16 protein-coding genes and 1 pseudogene are annotated in these 15,497 nt (G+C 57.6%); 8 read left to right on the forward strand and 9 right to left on the reverse strand.

Annotated features, from left to right (window positions below; all coding sequences use genetic code 11):
- Positions 1-81: 81 nt before the first annotated feature.
- From GR198_RS01095 to GR198_RS01130, 8 genes are all read right to left on the reverse strand, one after another.
- On the reverse strand, positions 82-1,026 hold the full coding sequence (locus GR198_RS01095; RefSeq protein ID WP_003542124.1) for a glycosyltransferase: 945 nt from the start codon (positions 1,024-1,026) through the stop codon (positions 82-84).
- Positions 1,027-1,109: 83 nt separating this feature from the next.
- Positions 1,110-1,931 (reverse strand): hypothetical protein, encoded by an 822-nt coding sequence (locus tag GR198_RS01100; RefSeq protein ID WP_029872362.1) that lies wholly within the window; start codon positions 1,929-1,931, stop codon positions 1,110-1,112.
- Positions 1,932-1,970: 39 nt separating this feature from the next.
- A complete protein-coding gene (locus GR198_RS01105; protein ID WP_003542122.1) occupies positions 1,971-2,975 on the reverse strand; it encodes a polysaccharide pyruvyl transferase family protein in 1,005 nt (334 codons plus the stop codon).
- A 32-nt stretch (positions 2,976-3,007) separates the two neighbouring features.
- Positions 3,008-4,510 carry a lipopolysaccharide biosynthesis protein gene (locus GR198_RS01110; protein WP_029872361.1) on the reverse strand — a complete coding sequence of 501 codons (1,503 nt, stop codon included), beginning with the start codon at positions 4,508-4,510 and terminating at the stop codon, positions 3,008-3,010.
- A gap of 151 nt (positions 4,511-4,661) precedes the next feature.
- The gene (pssM, locus tag GR198_RS01115) at positions 4,662-5,564 is read right to left on the reverse strand and encodes an exopolysaccharide glucosyl ketal-pyruvate-transferase (RefSeq protein ID WP_011653111.1); all 903 of its coding nucleotides are present in this window, start codon (positions 5,562-5,564) and stop codon (positions 4,662-4,664) included.
- A complete protein-coding gene (locus GR198_RS01120) occupies positions 5,561-6,067 on the reverse strand; it encodes an acyltransferase (RefSeq protein WP_003542119.1) in 507 nt (168 codons plus the stop codon). Before GR198_RS01120 ends, pssM begins: the two co-directional genes overlap by 4 nt.
- Positions 6,067-7,218, reverse strand: a complete 1,152-nt coding sequence (locus GR198_RS01125; protein WP_029872360.1) for a glycosyltransferase — start codon at positions 7,216-7,218, stop codon at positions 6,067-6,069. The genes GR198_RS01120 and GR198_RS01125 overlap by 1 nt, the downstream gene beginning before the upstream one ends.
- A gap of 31 nt (positions 7,219-7,249) precedes the next feature.
- Positions 7,250-8,323, reverse strand: coding sequence for an endo-1,4-beta-xylanase (locus tag GR198_RS01130; protein ID WP_029872359.1), 1,074 nt, complete (start codon positions 8,321-8,323; stop codon positions 7,250-7,252).
- Positions 8,324-8,462: 139 nt separating this feature from the next.
- Here GR198_RS01130 and GR198_RS01135 point away from each other — a divergent pair, with 139 nt between their 5' ends.
- Positions 8,463-8,903 (forward strand): hypothetical protein, encoded by a 441-nt coding sequence (locus GR198_RS01135; RefSeq protein WP_029872358.1) that lies wholly within the window; start codon positions 8,463-8,465, stop codon positions 8,901-8,903.
- Between the two features lie 30 nt (positions 8,904-8,933).
- Here the strand turns inward: GR198_RS01135 and GR198_RS01140 are convergent, their stop codons facing one another.
- Complete coding sequence (locus tag GR198_RS01140) at positions 8,934-9,824, reverse strand: DUF6030 family protein (protein WP_029872357.1); 891 nt, start codon at positions 9,822-9,824, stop codon at positions 8,934-8,936.
- A 124-nt stretch (positions 9,825-9,948) separates the two neighbouring features.
- Between GR198_RS01140 and GR198_RS01145 the strand changes: the two are divergent.
- The 7 genes and pseudogenes from GR198_RS01145 to GR198_RS01175 form a co-directional block, all read left to right on the forward strand.
- A pseudogene (locus GR198_RS01145) lies at positions 9,949-10,149 on the forward strand (class I SAM-dependent methyltransferase); the annotation flags it as partial.
- 171 nt (positions 10,150-10,320) lie between these two features.
- Positions 10,321-10,746: a helix-turn-helix domain-containing protein gene (locus GR198_RS01150; RefSeq protein WP_003542102.1), complete on the forward strand. Its 426-nt coding sequence runs from the start codon at positions 10,321-10,323 to the stop codon at positions 10,744-10,746.
- A gap of 9 nt (positions 10,747-10,755) precedes the next feature.
- Positions 10,756-12,603, forward strand: a complete 1,848-nt coding sequence (locus GR198_RS01155) for a peptide antibiotic resistance protein (protein ID WP_164067003.1) — start codon at positions 10,756-10,758, stop codon at positions 12,601-12,603.
- A 20-nt stretch (positions 12,604-12,623) separates the two neighbouring features.
- A complete protein-coding gene (locus GR198_RS01160; RefSeq protein ID WP_029872354.1) occupies positions 12,624-12,836 on the forward strand; it encodes a hypothetical protein in 213 nt (70 codons plus the stop codon).
- Between the two features lie 42 nt (positions 12,837-12,878).
- A complete protein-coding gene (locus GR198_RS01165) occupies positions 12,879-14,087 on the forward strand; it encodes a YcaO-like family protein (protein ID WP_164067005.1) in 1,209 nt (402 codons plus the stop codon).
- Positions 14,084-14,791 carry a TfuA-like protein gene (locus tag GR198_RS01170; RefSeq protein ID WP_029872352.1) on the forward strand — a complete coding sequence of 236 codons (708 nt, stop codon included), beginning with the start codon at positions 14,084-14,086 and terminating at the stop codon, positions 14,789-14,791. The genes GR198_RS01165 and GR198_RS01170 overlap by 4 nt, the downstream gene beginning before the upstream one ends.
- A gap of 103 nt (positions 14,792-14,894) precedes the next feature.
- On the forward strand, positions 14,895-15,143 hold the full coding sequence (locus GR198_RS01175) for a hypothetical protein (RefSeq protein ID WP_003542090.1): 249 nt from the start codon (positions 14,895-14,897) through the stop codon (positions 15,141-15,143).
- Positions 15,144-15,497 lie beyond the last annotated feature (354 nt).

Raw genomic sequence — 15,497 nt, forward strand, 5'->3', positions numbered from 1 at the left:
TGTCGATGCGTGGGCGCAAATACTGCCATAAATTTTTGATGAGCACCGAGAGTTTCAAATTACTGCCTCCTATGCAATCGATTACTGCGTCATCGTCTGAGAAACGTATCGGCGAATTCCGGCGCGATAGCCACGCATGTAATAATATTTCCAGATCGCCCAGAAACGTTTCTTCGATCGCGGCAGGAGATAAAGCATTGCTGCCCGGAAGGCCCATTGTGCGCTTTCGATCCAGGTCGGAAGCGGAACTCCGCTTAACCTTACCCCTCCAGGCACCTCGTCGGGAAAGAGCGCCGGCATGCCGTAGCCAAGCCGCTCGCCTCTTTTCTGTACCCAATCCTCCGTCACGCTCGATGCCGGAATCCAATGATGGACCACGGCCTCGGCGCATCGATAGGACTTGGCGCCATTGGCCGCCAGGCGAATGATAATTTCCGCATCTTCACCCATGGCAAAAATCTTTCCGGGAAGAGGGCCGATATCTTCGCGGTAGCGCACGCTTGTTCCGAGCAGCTCTCGCCGGACGATCGTATTCGGGCCCCAGACTTTCGTCGGGTCACACGGTCCGCTTTGGGTGTCATCGACTATCGCAAAGGTGGATCCCATCGGAATCCATTCGATAAACCTGTCTTTTGGTTCTTTCTCCCATTCAGGGACGATTCTGCCGCCGAAGACGCCATAACTCGGATGGGCTGCGGCGCAGTCGACGATCGCTTTCAGCCAGTTCGGTTCGGCACGAACATCGTCGTCCGTAAAGACGACGAGATCCCCCTTCACCCGATCCAAGGCCAAATTCAGCGCGCCGGACTTTCCCGGCTTGCGCTGTTGCAGGATGGTGATGGGAAGCTTGTCGCTATAGGTTTCCAAAAGATCAAACGTATCGTCATTGCTATTGTTGTCGACAGCAATCAATTCCCATCGATCATGGGGAAGCTCCTGGCGCACCAAGGAATCCAAAGTATGGCGCAGCCGGCGGCTGGCACCATTGTAGGATGAAAAGAGCACGCTGACCAATAGATCCGACATCAGTTATCAACCCTCTTGGTGAAGTCGAAAGAGAAAAGCTTCATATTTTGACTGCCTGTGCGATGTTCGAATGGGATCGGCGCTTACGCGGGGTTCGACCGTGTCTTACCGAAAAACTCGCGCCTGTGACCCTCGCCGACCATTCTCAGCTTACGAAGATTGCGCAACCACCGCCGCGGTTTGGTGAGTACGCCGCGGTTCAGGAAATACTGTCGCAGCAGGCTCGGTGCCTGACTATGCGATCCCCCGTGGGCGACCCGATAGACCGCCCCGCGAAAGGGAAGCTTCGTGAGCGGCGCTCCCCGTTGCGCAAGAATATCCGCTATGCGGACATGGCTGCCCAGCATCGACTTGATCCAGTCGAGCGAAGCATCCTCAAAGCGTTGCGGCAGTTCGTAGAGATCGGCACGAATGATCAACGAGGTGCCGCAGAGATGGCTGAAGTCGTCGTGGCCAAACAGGAAGTTGCCGCCATCGTCCCAGATATAACCATGGTCGATCGTCCATCCGTTGGCGTCCCGATTTTCGGACGCGTGTTGAACGATTCGCGAACTGACGAAATCGTCGTCATCGACAATCATGAAGAAGCGACTGTCCCTGGCGGTCAACATGCCGCTCAGAACGCGCCGGCCTTTGTCTGCCCGGAAGGCATCAAGGAAGTCTTCCTTGCTGCCCTTTCCAAGCTCATGCAGGTCGTTCGGCGGAAAGGTGACACGCACGGCGGAGAATTTTTCCGGCAGCTCAGGCAGATCGGCGCCTTCGTTTGCCACGATGATGCCGCGCCAGTCCCCATTGGTCTGGTTGGAAATGGAAGCCACGGTCTGGGTCAGATTTGCCTTCAGCCTGCTCCAGTCGCGGGCATTGTCCTGATGTCGGACCGGGATAATGAAGGTGACAAGTGTCATCGGATTACCTCCTGATCCTGCAAACGCGCAGCGTCTCTGTCATCCGCGCGCTCCTTGCCCGGCCTGGTGACGCGCCCACTCGATTCCATCTTCAAGCGACGTTGCCTTGTATGAAAGGTCGGTCCCGCCGGAGAAGGCATTCATGAAGCGGCGGATCTTTCCGTAGCTGTTGTCCAATACGGCATGCGGCCGGCCAAGCAGCAGCGAGCAGATGTGGACATGCAGGCGATCGGTGACGATGGCGCGGGCGCGTGAAATCTGGCTGATGCCACGCTCGAAGCGGTTGTGCGCTGCGGCGTCCAGCTTGCGCAATGCCACTTCGCTCGGCTTCAGTGCCAGGAAAGCCGAAGCTGCCCCCAACTTCTTGGCGATATCAACCTTGCGTTTCGACTCGGTGATCCAATCTTCCACCGGAATATCGGAAGGGATCTTGCGATCGGTGCCGCCAACCCGTTCCGCATCCTCTCGCAGCATGGCGAGGACGGAAATTTGCGTTGCCCTGTCCGGCAGCGGCCCGATGGCGAAGGCCATGTCGGGGCATAGCCGGACGGTGCAGTCGAAGTGTTTCTCGGAAAATTCCTTCGATTCTTCATCGCGCACGAGCAGAACGAAATTCTTATGACGCGCGATGGCGCGTGCGGATTGCTCGATGCGCTCAGGTGAACTGTAGTGGATAGACTGCGGAAACTGGACGATCTGCCGATCCGGGAAACGCTCCATGATGGCTTCGCGGAAATCCTGATGGGAAACCCAGATGTCGCCGAAATTGCCGCCGCCATGAATGAAAATCGGACCGGTCGGTACACGTTTTTTCAGCTCATCCGCGGAGAAGTCCGCCGTTCTGCAAACATAATCCGGGCGTTTGCCGAAGCGATCCTTCAGATAGGCCATTTCACCCAGCCAGATTGCGGAGTCGCCGCAATTGCGGATGTCGGGGAAATCGAGGATTGCAAGCGGTTCATCGCGTGAGACATAGTCTTTCAGGCAATCATGGATCATACCATTAAGTTTTGCGATCAGCTCCGTTCTGGATTGGCTGGTCATTCTGCCTCTCTTGTTTATGTTCGTTTTAGCTTTTAGGCCGACTTGGGTAAGGCCATACGTTTGGCTTTTGACAGGAACTTGACAAAGATACGCTGAACTTCGGTTTCCGGCCCATTTGGCTTCTTCATCGCGAGCCAAAGGACAAAGCTGGAACCGACATAGAGAATACCGCCGCTGATGACCAGTATGGCCAGATGGAGAGCCAGGCCCAGCTTATCGGTCGGCATGTTCAGGACATGCGACAGTCCCCAGACGCCGGCGGCCATCAATGCGACGCTGGCAAGCGCGCGGAAGTTGGCCCCGAGTTGCTGGAAGAACGGCAGGCCGATCAATCGCTTGACGAGAAGCATATTGACCGCGGTGGAAATCAAACCCGTCAACACACGCGCATAGACGACGCCTGGAAGTCCGGCAATCATCAGGCCGACGATGATGATGGGAACGCGGACCACCAGCATCTGGGCGTCGCGGATGAACAGCAACTTGGTATGACCCTTTGCCATGCCCAACGGCTGGACGAGTGAACCGAGCGTCTGCAGAGCAAAGACCGATGCGAGCGCCTGGACGATAAAGATGGCGGGAATCCATTTCTCTCCCAAGGCGAGCCGCATCATCGGATCAGCCACGACCGCCATGCCGATTCCAGCCGGAAGCGCCACTGCAGCCAAAAGCGCCTGCGCGCGCTGATAGGCTGCGATCAGCCGGACCGGGTCGTTGCGTACTCTGGAAAAGCCCGGATAAATCGTCTGGTTCAACGGTGCCGTGGCCTCACGGGTCGGCAGCGTCGAAAGGGTGTTGCCGACGGTATAGTGGCCTAGCTGCGTGGCGCCCAACATCTTGCCGATCAGCAGATACTCGATCCGCCAGTTCAGCGTGTTGACGATCTGTCCTGCCGTCAGCCAAAGCGAGAACGAAAACAATTCCCGCGCATGCCGGAAGGTTACGCGCGGCCAGAACGGCAAGACGGTATAGGAAACGATGATATTGGTAATCTGATAGGCGAGGGTGCCGAGAACGAGAGCCCAATAGCTCTGGTAGATCGCAGCGATTGCCACCGTCACGACGAAGCCGACCAGCTTTTGCGATACGTTGAGAACGAATTCCTGCCAGAAGATCAGATCACGCTGGAGCATGACGCGACGTGGATTGGCCAGGCCGCTCAGGAGCAGGCTGAAACTCAAAGCAAGCATGACGCTTGTCAGCCGGGGCTCGTTATAAAATTCGGCAATTGGAAAGGCACTGGCGGCAAACAGCAAAGCCAGGATCGCGCTCCTTGTCACGCTCAGCGTCCAAACCGCGCTGAAATGAACCTCGCTCGGGTCCTCGTGGCGGATGAGCGCCTGATTGAGCGAGAGTTCGGTGACGGAACTCAAGATGACCTGGATCGTCGTTGCAATGGCAACGAGACCGAAATCGGACGGTGCGAGGTACCAGGCGAGAACGAAGGTGCTGAGCGCCGAAAGCGCGTTGACGATGGCGCGGGACAGGCTCAGCCACATGCTGCCCTGGATCAGCCGGTCGGTAACACTGCTCATGGTCGAACGGCTCCGCACGTCAAGGACATTGACCGTTGAAGCGGGCCGAGCGCCCATCCAAAGTACTTCTCCCCCTTGCGGGAAGAGAGGGTGTTGATGAAGTTAGAAAGGATCATGCCTTATCGCCTCGTCACGAATCGCGTTTGCAGGGTCACAGGACGCTTGCCGTTTTCTTGGAAAAATCCTGCTTCAGCCGATCCAGTTCCAGCAGCATTCTGTTGTGCGCATTTACCATGGACTCGTCGGAACTCAGTTGTCCCGGCTTCTCTGCTACCCGCTGCAGCGTCTTGACCGTCGACCCGAAGACATAATTGCCGGTGAGCTGCCGGATGCGGCGGTGGCGGAACGTTATGTTCTTCAAAAGATAGGTGTTATTCCGTACCAGTGATGCGCCTGCTTCGACGACGTTTGACGGGCCGATCGGGTCGAAGTCGATCTCCAGATCAAGCGCACTTGCCCAATCGTACCACTTGGCTCGGTTCCCCGGCGCGATCGGCCGGATCGCCCGCCAGGGAACGCGCAGCGCGTCTGAGATAATGCAGCCATGCATCGCCTCGGAGACCACTTTATGCGATGCGCTGATTTCGGTCAGAACCTTTTCCACCGGCCAGCGCGGATCGATATAGTGAATGCCGGCGAGCTCGCAGACCTTATCCCAACTGCCGTACATGGCGCTTTCGTAGTGCGGCATGAAGGAGACCGGGTAACGCTTTTCGATGCTTTTCGCATCCCAGCAGCTGCGCGTCAGGATGCCCGAATCGCCGATGGCGTAGCTTGGGTCGATGCCGAGGACCTCGGCGGTCTTCTTTCCGCGCACGAAATAGAAGGTCCAGTTGCCGTCGACTTTCGGCGGGTTGGTGTAGCCGCCGTAACCCGAGCCGAAGACGATCTTCTGCATGTTCGGGTCGAAATTGTCGTAGAGGATCGAGCCGATGCCGAGAAAGAGCTGGCTTTCGTCCTCATCGAAGAAGCCGGGCAGCAGACGCTCCCAGAGCCAATGGTTCAGTTCGTCGCCAAAATTCTCGTGTTTCCCCCGGTAGGCAAACATCTTCATCGTGCTTCTCCAGTCGGCAAGTGCGTCACGATCTGCGAGACCGTCTCGTCTTCGCGTGCCATGCGTCCGTAACGCGAAATGATCTTGATGTCGCTGCGGATAATCTTTGCCGGATTGCCCGCCACGAGCGAGCGCGGCGGCACGTTCTTGGTCACCACCGAGCCCGAGCCGATGACACATTCGTCGCCGATCTCGACGCCGGGCAGAATGATGCTGCGGGCGCCGATGAAGCAGCGCTTGCCGATCCTCGTGTGGAGGTAGAGCCCGCGTGTGAGATCGTGGGTGAGAATCGCAGCCTCAAAGGCGACGTAAGTTTCCGCGCCGATATGCAATCCCTTCGGGTTGGTCTTGTCGAAACGAACGCTCAAGGAAAAGCTTGCCGTCGGATCGATGTCCATTCCCCAGAACTTCGTATAGTAGAGCCATTTGGCCGTCACAATGCTGTTCCGCAGCGGCCGAAATACATTCAGTCCCCACTTCGGCTTTTTTCCTGTCTGCACCATCAAGTCCGACCCCGGCTGGAAAATTCGTCTAGCACGGAACTGTAATAGTCCTCGAGCATCCCCGTTTGGCGACGTAAGTCGAAACGCTCGGCCACCAGAAGCGGTGCCCGCGCGCTAAAGGCTGTCCACAGATCCTGGTCGTTGAGCAGCCTTCCGACTGCCTCGGCCATTCCCGCGACATCCCGCTCCTCCACGAGATAACCAGTTTTCCCCTCTTCGATCGCTTCGCCCACGCCTCCCGAGCGAAATGCGACGACCGGGGTACCGACGGCTTCCGCCTCGAGATTGGCGAGGCCGAAAGCTTCGGCGTGACCATTGTCGAGGGTCACGCTTCCATGGAGATAAAGCTCCGCACTGGCGAGCAGGTCTCTTATCTCAGTCTGCGACAGATTTTCATGGATCGTGACGCTTGGCAAGGAACGACGCGCCAGTGCTTCGATTTCCTCCTTCAAGGGACCCTGGCCGACCATGACGAATTCGACCGCGGTGCCGGCAGCAGCCACACGCGAAAGCGCATCGATCATGAAACGATGGCCCTTATAGTCGACGAAGCGGGCAATTGAAACCACGAGCCCTTTTTTTCGGGGACGGGGCTCCATTTTGAAGAGATCGAGATCGATGCCGATGTGATGGCGATAGACACGTTCGGCACGAAAGCCGAGCGCCAGCAGCCGGTCGCGGATGAAATCGGAAACGGCGATGTTCCAGCTGTTCCAGCCGGCCATCTCGCTCCGGCCCTTGGCGAAGAAACGCACCTGATTGAAGCCGCCCGGCTTTTTCGGGTCGCCGCGATAGGTGGCATCGAAGCCGTGGAACGTTGTGACCAGCGGCTTGCCGGCAGCGCGCGCCAATGGACCGATGACATAGCCGTTCTTGCCAAAATGAGCGTGAACGAGATCGGCTTTGCCGATCGCGGGAAAGAGGAAGGGAAGGCCGATCTGCGGGATTTTCAGAAGCAGTTCACCGGCCCGTGCAACGGGCGACCGACGGATGTCATGAACCGGAACAGTGGATTTTTTTGTGTGGGCCGAAGAAATTCGCGAGCCAGCAAGGATTTCAGCTTCGAAAGAACGAAACGCTACCGCCTGGTTGAGAACAAATGCCTGGCTGGCAGGCAAAAATTTTTCCACATAAATAACGGCTTTTTTCATGAATCTGTTCGCGTCTCCGTTGTCTTGCGCATCACATCGCCTCTATTGCCCGCCGGATCCCATCAACTGCACTTCTTGGCGCATTGTTTTCGTCGTAGAGATTAACGCGCTTCGTGCAAGCCGCAGCGGGATCGGTCGCCTTCTCATCGGGCTCGCCGTACTTTTCCGACATGCCCCATACCGTCACGCCTTTCAAGTCGCCATGTTCGGCCGCGACGGTGATCACCTCGCTGAAAATGTCGGCGTAGGATGCCGGCGTGAAGGCTTTGTCGCGGTTCAGGAAGTGACAGGACGCATCCAGTTCGGTGATGAAAACGCCGACACCCATGTCCTTCAGCGCCGCGCAGAAGCGCCCCATTCCTTCCGGATCGATCCGGTCGAGGCCGGGGCGGAAATGCGCCTGCAGACCCACTGCATTGATCGGCGTTTTTTTGGCGATGAGATCCTCGACGATTTTCAGGATGCGCGCGCGCTTCTGTTCGAACACGTCGGATTTTTTTTCCAGATGCGTTTCGTTGAGCACCAGCGTCGCGCCCGGATTGGCCTGGTGCGCCATGTCGAAACTCATACGAATATAATCGTCGCCAAGAAGGCGTCGGAAAACACAATCCCGCAGATCCGGTGCATCATACTCCAACGGTTCGTTTACCACATCCCAAGCATCGATCGAGTTCTTATAGCGAGTGACAACCTGTTTTATATGACGGTTCATGGTCGCCTGAATGGTCTTTGCGTCGGTGATATCAGACACCCAGCCTGGGACGCGATACCAGATCAGCGTATGGCCATAAACCCTCATGTTGTTTTTGCGCGCAAATGCAACCATACGGTCGGCGCTGCCGAAGCTGAAAACACCCGGTCTCTTTTCCGTCGCACTCCACTTCAGTTCGTTTCGCGGCGTTATTGAATTGACGTTGTCGATGTAGATCTCGGCGGCGATTGGATCGTTGATGTTTTGCAGGTCGATTGCCGATCCGAATCGGAACGACTTCCTGTCGGCAAGGACACGCAGCCCTGCAGCGGCAGGCACTTGTGCCAGGGCCTGGCCCGTACGGACATACAACAGAGCGAGCGGAACCGAGGCGAGGAAACGTCTTCTATTCATTCTATCTCTCACTGTTAGCTTTTTTAATGTCCGCGGTGGAATTTGAAAGGCCGGACTCGTCGGCACCGATCCATCACGAGATTCGCGTTCAATTCAGCAGAGTAATGCAACCTAAAATATACTTTCCCGGCAGGGGATATTGTTGGTGTCTGCTAGACTTTTCAGCATATTCCAAGATATAAACCGCTCGGGGAGGGCGCTCGTGATGGAAGATTGGTCCAGCTATCTGATGAGCTATTTTCACATGGCATTTCAAAATGCCGTTTTTTTTATGGCGACCGTTCGAAACGGTCTGTCTCTCCTCGATGACTGGCAGTTCGCAGCCCTTGTTCTCGGCATCATCGGCATCATTTTCCTCCCCTTCGCAGCGCTGGTCAGAATGTCGTGGCGGTTGCGCCGATCGGAGGTCGTCATTCGCTCGCTGAACGAAGACCTTGCGCAAGTCACGCAGGACCTCAATGTCGAGCGTGTCTGGCGTCTGGCGGGTGGGGACAGCACCGAACGGCCGAGTGCGGACAGTTTGAAAGAGCTCTACAAGATAATGGCCAGACATCACGACGATGCGAGTCACATGGCGTGATCAGCCCGTGCGTGGCATGAAGCCGAAGACCTAATGCCGATGTTCCTGACTTTCAGCCGGCGCTTCGGTATGGGGAGGTTTGGAGACTGATTCCGGTTGCGCGCTGTCGATCTCGACTGCGGGGTCCGGCAACGGCAGCCATCTTCTGCCGGAAAAATAATTTCTGGTACTTTTCTGAGGTCCTGAAGTCGCATCCAGCGAGAGCGTGAAGTTGTAATTCCCGGGATTGAGTACCTCGCGGGTGAAGCCGATACTGGCTCCGAAGCCGTCTTCCTTGATGTCCTTCAGATTCTTGATCGCGTTCAGGGTCTGGTGAAAATCGAGCCATTGCGGTTGCTGCAGCATGATTTCGAAAATTCGCAGAATGCCGGGATCGAGCTGGCCATTTTCATCGGTCTCGGGATTGATGATTTTCACGCGCATATTGTTGATCGTGCCGGCGGCGTCACCGCGAACGATGACGAAGATGGAGCTCGGGAGCTGATCCTTCTCCCGCTTGCCGCTCTGCTCGAAAAAGCATTCAAATGTATCGGCGTTGAAACTCGCCGCCGCCCAATCGCTGGTTTCGATGCCGGCATTGCGCAGCGCCGCACACATTGCCGCGCCGGATATCCGCCATGTCCGCAGGAAAGTCGACGCGGTCTGTACCATCGGCGGTTCGATGATATGCAGTGGAAGCGTGAAGGTGGCCGATGGTGTGGGGCGCGGAAGGGCTTTGGGGGGAGGCGGTCTGACCTCCTGGGGAAAGAGATCGAAGCCAAAATAATGGCTAACCGTCTTTAAGTGTTTCATGTTGTTGGAAAGCAGGACCGTTCCCATGACCAGCGAGAGCGAAATCGTCAGCAGCAACCAGAAGACCACGGGAACCCGCGGTTTCCCCACCGGCTGTTTCGCATATGCGGACGACGAATTATCGGGCAAGCTTGTCTTCTCCGGCGCGCGAGAAGGGGTTTCGATCGGGCTGTCTAAATCCAGCAGTATACATTTATCCGTTAAATATCTTTGGCTTCTTGTCGGCAATTGGGCACCTTTGTGCCTTGTCATTGGGCATATCAAGTTCTGGTCGAAAAACACGCTGAGCACGCTGCTGCTGGATGCCGGCTTCGACAATGTTCGTTTTGAGTATGTCGGAAGAATTCCCGTTTTCGCCAAGTCGATGATCGCCGTTGCGCAAAAACCTCTCAGAGAGGGTGTTGGAGCGGTAGTGATTTTGGATAGCATTCATCCGCTGCGAAGTGCGCGATAGCGCGCGCGGGTGCACCCGCACCAAATGGCGCCGCTTCGATAATCCACAGGTTGTTTTTTACTGTGTGAGCTGCTGAAAAAATCCTTACGAAATATTTACTTTTAGTTGCATTCTTGCTTAAACTCTCCATTATACAGCCGGGCGTGCTGATAAAGCGGGAGACTTATTCACATGAAGGCTAAATCGCCGAATTCCATTGATGTCTATGTTGGCAACCGCGTGCGCGTTCGGCGAAAGACGCTCGGGATGACTCAGAACGGCTTGGCCGAACTTCTGGGCATTACCTTCCAGCAGATCCAGAAATACGAAAAGGGAACGAATAGAATAGGCGCCAGCCGTCTTCAGCGCATATCCGAGATTCTTCGCGTTCCCGTCGGCTTTTTCTTCGAGAACGGCGGCGCCGGACCGATCGACGGCGCGACGAATGAATTGAACAGCTTTTTGTCCTCGAAGGAGGGGCTGGCGCTCAACAAGGCATTCATCGCCATCGAAGACCCGAATATCAGGCAAAAGCTGGTGGCGTTGGCCAAAAGCCTGGCCGTCGCGGGATTGCCTGACAGCGACAGTGAGCTGCAGGATTCGGTTGTGAACAGCTGAGGACGGATCGTGCTCCACCTGCAGACATTCGGCGATCTGCGGTTGATCGAGGCGAATGGCGACCCGGTTCGCTATCCGATCAAGGGCCTGTTGATGATGGCCCATCTCTATGCCGGCGCGAGCCATGAACTCAGCCGTTATGAATTGGCTCAGTTTCTATGGAATGACGTCGAATCCGAGCTGGCGCGGCTCAATCTGCGCAAACTGCTTTCCCGCATCCGCGAGACAGACGGCGGACGCGCCGAAATTCCCTTCGATTTCACCGCCACCACGGTTCGTCTCAACACGCAGGCGGTTTCCAGCGATCTCGATATTTTTCGCGCCGGCGGTTCGCCGCTGGAGCGGCTGAACGCGATCACCGAACTGACCCAGCGTGGGTTCATCGGAAATATCAAACCAGCGACAAAGCTGATAGACGCCTGGATCAGAGCGCAACGGGACGCTCAGGCGCTGCAATTGCGGCAGGCATTGCTGGATGCGTTGCCGGATGCGCAAAAGCCCGGCGCTGCGCGCTCCATTTCCGGCGCCGCCCTGCAGATCCTCGAACGGGATCCGAATGACGAGCAGGTCAGAGCCTTGCTGCACCGGCTATCCGGCGGTTCGTCCCTCAGCGAGAGATTGCCGAACGGCGACGGCCATGCCAGGGTGCAGGTGAAGCGTTCCGAGGCCGGCGGTGAGACAACTGCCGACATCGAACGCGTATCGCAGGCGCCGCTGATCCTACCTCGGCTGGTGCTGCTTCCCCCGACATCGAAACATGCCGATGCCGGGCTTGCGCTTGCCAACGCCCTGATCGAAGACGTGACGATCGAACTCTGCGCGCTCAGAAACATTTCCATCGTAGCGCCCCATACGGCCGGCCAGATCCGCCGCGACTCCGAGAAGGCTGCCGTGGTCGCCCGTCACTCGATCGCCTATCTTCTGGATACACGGCTTTCCGAAGAGGGATTGTTCGCCCAGCTGGTTTATTTCCCCACGGACGAGATCATCTGGGCCAATCGCTTTACGATGACGCCCGATATATTGCCGCGTCAGAGACGGCTGATCGCGCAGCAGTTGACCATGTCTGTGGCCCGCGAGCTGGCTGAAAACGAGGAAGAGCGCTTACGCTTCGAAGCCAATCCTGAGGCCTATCACGCCTATCTGGTCGGCTCGAGCCTGATGAGCAAATTGACATTGCCGCATATCCGCCGGGCCCGAAAAGCTTTCAAGCAGTCGCTGTCGCACAAGGCGGATTTCTCTCCGTCATTTACCGGGCTGGCAAGAACCTTCACCAGCGAGTGGCTCGTGACAGCGCAGGGAAACAATGAGCTGCTGCATCTGGCGGAGCAGAACGCGCTTCGGGCCATCGAGCGGGATCCGGCATCGGCGGCCGGCCATCGCGAGCTCGGCGTCACCAAACTCTATCTCGGCGATGTCGATGCCAGTGTCGCCGCACTTGATCTGGCCGAACAACTCAGCCCGCATTTTGCCGATGTCATCTACAGCCATGCCGACACGCTCGTGCATGCATCCCGCCCCGGCGACGCGCTCGCCAAGATCAGAAGAGCGATTTCGCTCAATCCGATCGCGCCTGACGCCTACCTCTGGTGCGCTGCGGGAGCGAGCTTCTTCCTGGAGCAGTACGAGGAGGCCATCGCCTATGTTGAGGCGATGAAAGACAAAGCGCCGGCCCATCGCATCGCCGCGGCCAGTTGCGCAATGATCGGCGATCGAAAACGGGCGCTATTCCATCGGCAACGAGCCGAAAGCATCAACCCGGTCTTCGACGTCGAGAAGTGGCTCGCCATCGTTCCCTTCAAGGAAGATTGGCAAAAAGAGCTTTATCGTGAGGGCCTGCTGAAGGCCGGTTTTTAACAATAGCTGAGGGGCATTACATGGCGAAAGCTGTCATTATAGGTATACCTGGTGAGGCGGGTCTCTGGCTTGCCGATCTCGACGCGGGTACGGTCAAGCCTCTCAATCCAACGGGGGAATTGGCGACTGCAAACGGCCTGCGCAAGGCCGGCGGCACATTCGTGAAGGGCGTCGACTTCGCCGTCGCGGTTTCCTCGGCGCAGGTTGCCCTTTCCGGTCACGTCGACGGCTGAGCCGGCATTCTGACGCATCGGTCCATATATTCCGACAGGATCATGTCGCCGCGGGAAACCCTTTCCCGCGTCGAACCTCTTTTGGCCGGGTTCGGCATCACCAGGGTTGCGCGACATACCGGACTGGACGATATCGGAATCCCCGTCTGGTGCGCATACGCCCCGAATTCCCGCTCGATCGTGATTGCCCAGGGAAAGGGCCTGACCGATCTCGATGCCAAAGTATCCACCGTCATGGAAGCCCTCGAACGGGCGGTCGCCGGGGAACCCTCCGTCGATCTCGTCCACGGCACCTCTTCCCGTCTGCAGGCAATCGGGCACACGACCGACGCGCTGAACTGCCTGACCGCTCTTCATAAACCCGATCTCGGACCGGACGAGGAGACGGAATGGGTCGCCGGCGTCAATATCCTCACCGGCGAGGAGGTCTATATCCCCTTTGAAGCGGTGGTGCTCGACCGCACACGTGACGCGCGATACTGGATGTCGTCAGATGGCCTGGCCTCGGGAAACAATGTCGAGGAGGCGATCTTTCACGGCGTCCTGGAGCGTATCGAGCGTGACGCCCATGTGTTGTGGCAGGTGGGCGCGGAAGCGGATCGTTATGCCGGCTGCACCGATCCCCGCAGCTTTCAGGATGGCGCTCTGAACGGGTTGATCGACAAGATCGAAACCTCGGGATTGGCGCTCAGGCTCTTCGATATCACCAGCGACATCGGGATCCCCTGTTTCACCGCCATGCTGGGTCCTGGGGACCTCCTTCTGGGCTCCCGGGATCTTCACGGCGCCGGGGATATTAGGCTTGGGGACATTCGCCTCGTCGAGGTGACCGGCGGTACCGGGGCTCATCCGTCTCCCGTCCGCGCGGCCATTCGGGCGGTGACGGAAGCCGTGCAATCCCGTCTGACCTACATCAGCGGAGCCAGGGACGATATTTCTCCCGTAACTTTCTCACGACGCCTGCCGCCGCTGCTGCGGCAGGCCTTCGATGCGGTTGCCGCAGCGCCCGCTGCCACTATCTGGAGTGACGGGGTGGCAGGACATCGGCAACAGGATCTGGCGCAGTTGCTGCCGTATGTGCTCGACGCACTCAGAAACAGACAGATCGTTTCGGTGATCGCCGTGCGCCTCAGCGAGGACACGCTTCCGTTCAGTGTTGTCAAGATTGTCATTCCCGAGCTCGAAAATCCGGAGGGGGAGCGCGCCCGGCGGTTTGGAACGAGGGCGCTTGCCAGGGCAATAGGGTTTTGAAGCTCATTTTCGCAGGTCCCAGTCTTCCCGATGCGGCGTCGCTTGCCGGCGAGGGGATACGCGTCTTGCCGCCCGCCACGCAAGGCGATGTCCTGGCGGCGGTGGAGCAGGGTGCCAATGTCATCGGCCTTATCGACGGCGGCTTCGAATATGCCGCACCGGTCTGGCACAAGGAAATTCTCCATGCTTTGTCGCTCGGCGTCGCGGTTCTCGGGGCGGCAAGCATGGGCGCGTTGCGCGCTGCCGAATGCCATCCGTTCGGCATGATCGGGATCGGCCGCATTTTCGAAGACTATCGCACCGGCCGGCTGGTCGACGATGCCGCCGTAGCGCTCACGCACGCGCCGAGCGCGCTGGGCAGCAAGCCGCTGACGGTACCGCTCGTCAATGTCAGCGCAACGCTCGATACGATGGAGGATCGCGGACTGCTGGAAAGTCGGTTGCGCCAACAGCTGGAAGATGCCGCAGCCACGATATTCTTCAAGAAGCGAACGTGGCGGGCGGTCGTCGAGCAATGTGCAGGGCTGGCCGAACCGGATTGTGCGGATCTGCTGGCGGCACTTCTGTCGAATGCCGTCGATCAAAAACGCATCGATGCCTTGGAATTATTGAAGGTGGTGCAGGACGTCCGCGACATTCGCTCGACTGCCGATCTGCCCTGGAAACTGAACGACACCTCATTCCCCACGCGCCCTGCATTGTGAACCGAAACCGGCAATAGTCACCGAGAGTTGTGTCACGCTTTTTTCACGGGCTGGTTCACCTCCACACGCGTATCATTTCTTCAATTCATTGGAGAAATGGGGCATGGGCGTGACATCGGTTGTCAAGATAGATGCAGACCAAGGGGCGGAAGACGGTCTGGAAGAGCTCGTCGCGTTGGCGCGGATGATCGCCTATGCGCGACAGGTCGCTCAGGACGTCAAACTGCCGTTCGCGACGAATTGCCTCGACCTTGCGCTTGAGGCAGTGAAGCAGGAGGTTGGGGAGGGCTTGACCAGGGAATTGGCTGAATTGAGCTCCCCGGTTCCGCAAGTGAGTGTGAGAAGTCATTAGTACGGCGCGTCCGATAGGCCGCGCCGAGAACGCTCCATCACTTTAAACCCGCGATAACTCTGAAAATCAGCTTCGATTTTCAGGGTTATTCGTGTGGTTGCGCGCAGCCGAGCAGTCGTCAATCGAACGGAGCCGTTTGTTTCAATCGCTGTGAGATACGCGCTGAAACGCACGCTTGGTATGTGCCCATGCTTCGGCGCTTCGGGTTGGCTGAAACGGGCCGCCTAATCGACCATCCGACTCCGTTTGAGCCAACAGAATGCTTCAATCTAACCCGGAAAGGCTCTAGGGAAGCCCGGCTCGTTTCCGGCCGCGGGCGCCTTATTCAGAAGCTGTTCGAAATCCGTCTCACGG

Source organism: Rhizobium leguminosarum (genome assembly GCF_010668065.1).
Classification (GTDB): domain Bacteria; phylum Pseudomonadota; class Alphaproteobacteria; order Rhizobiales; family Rhizobiaceae; genus Rhizobium; species Rhizobium leguminosarum_S.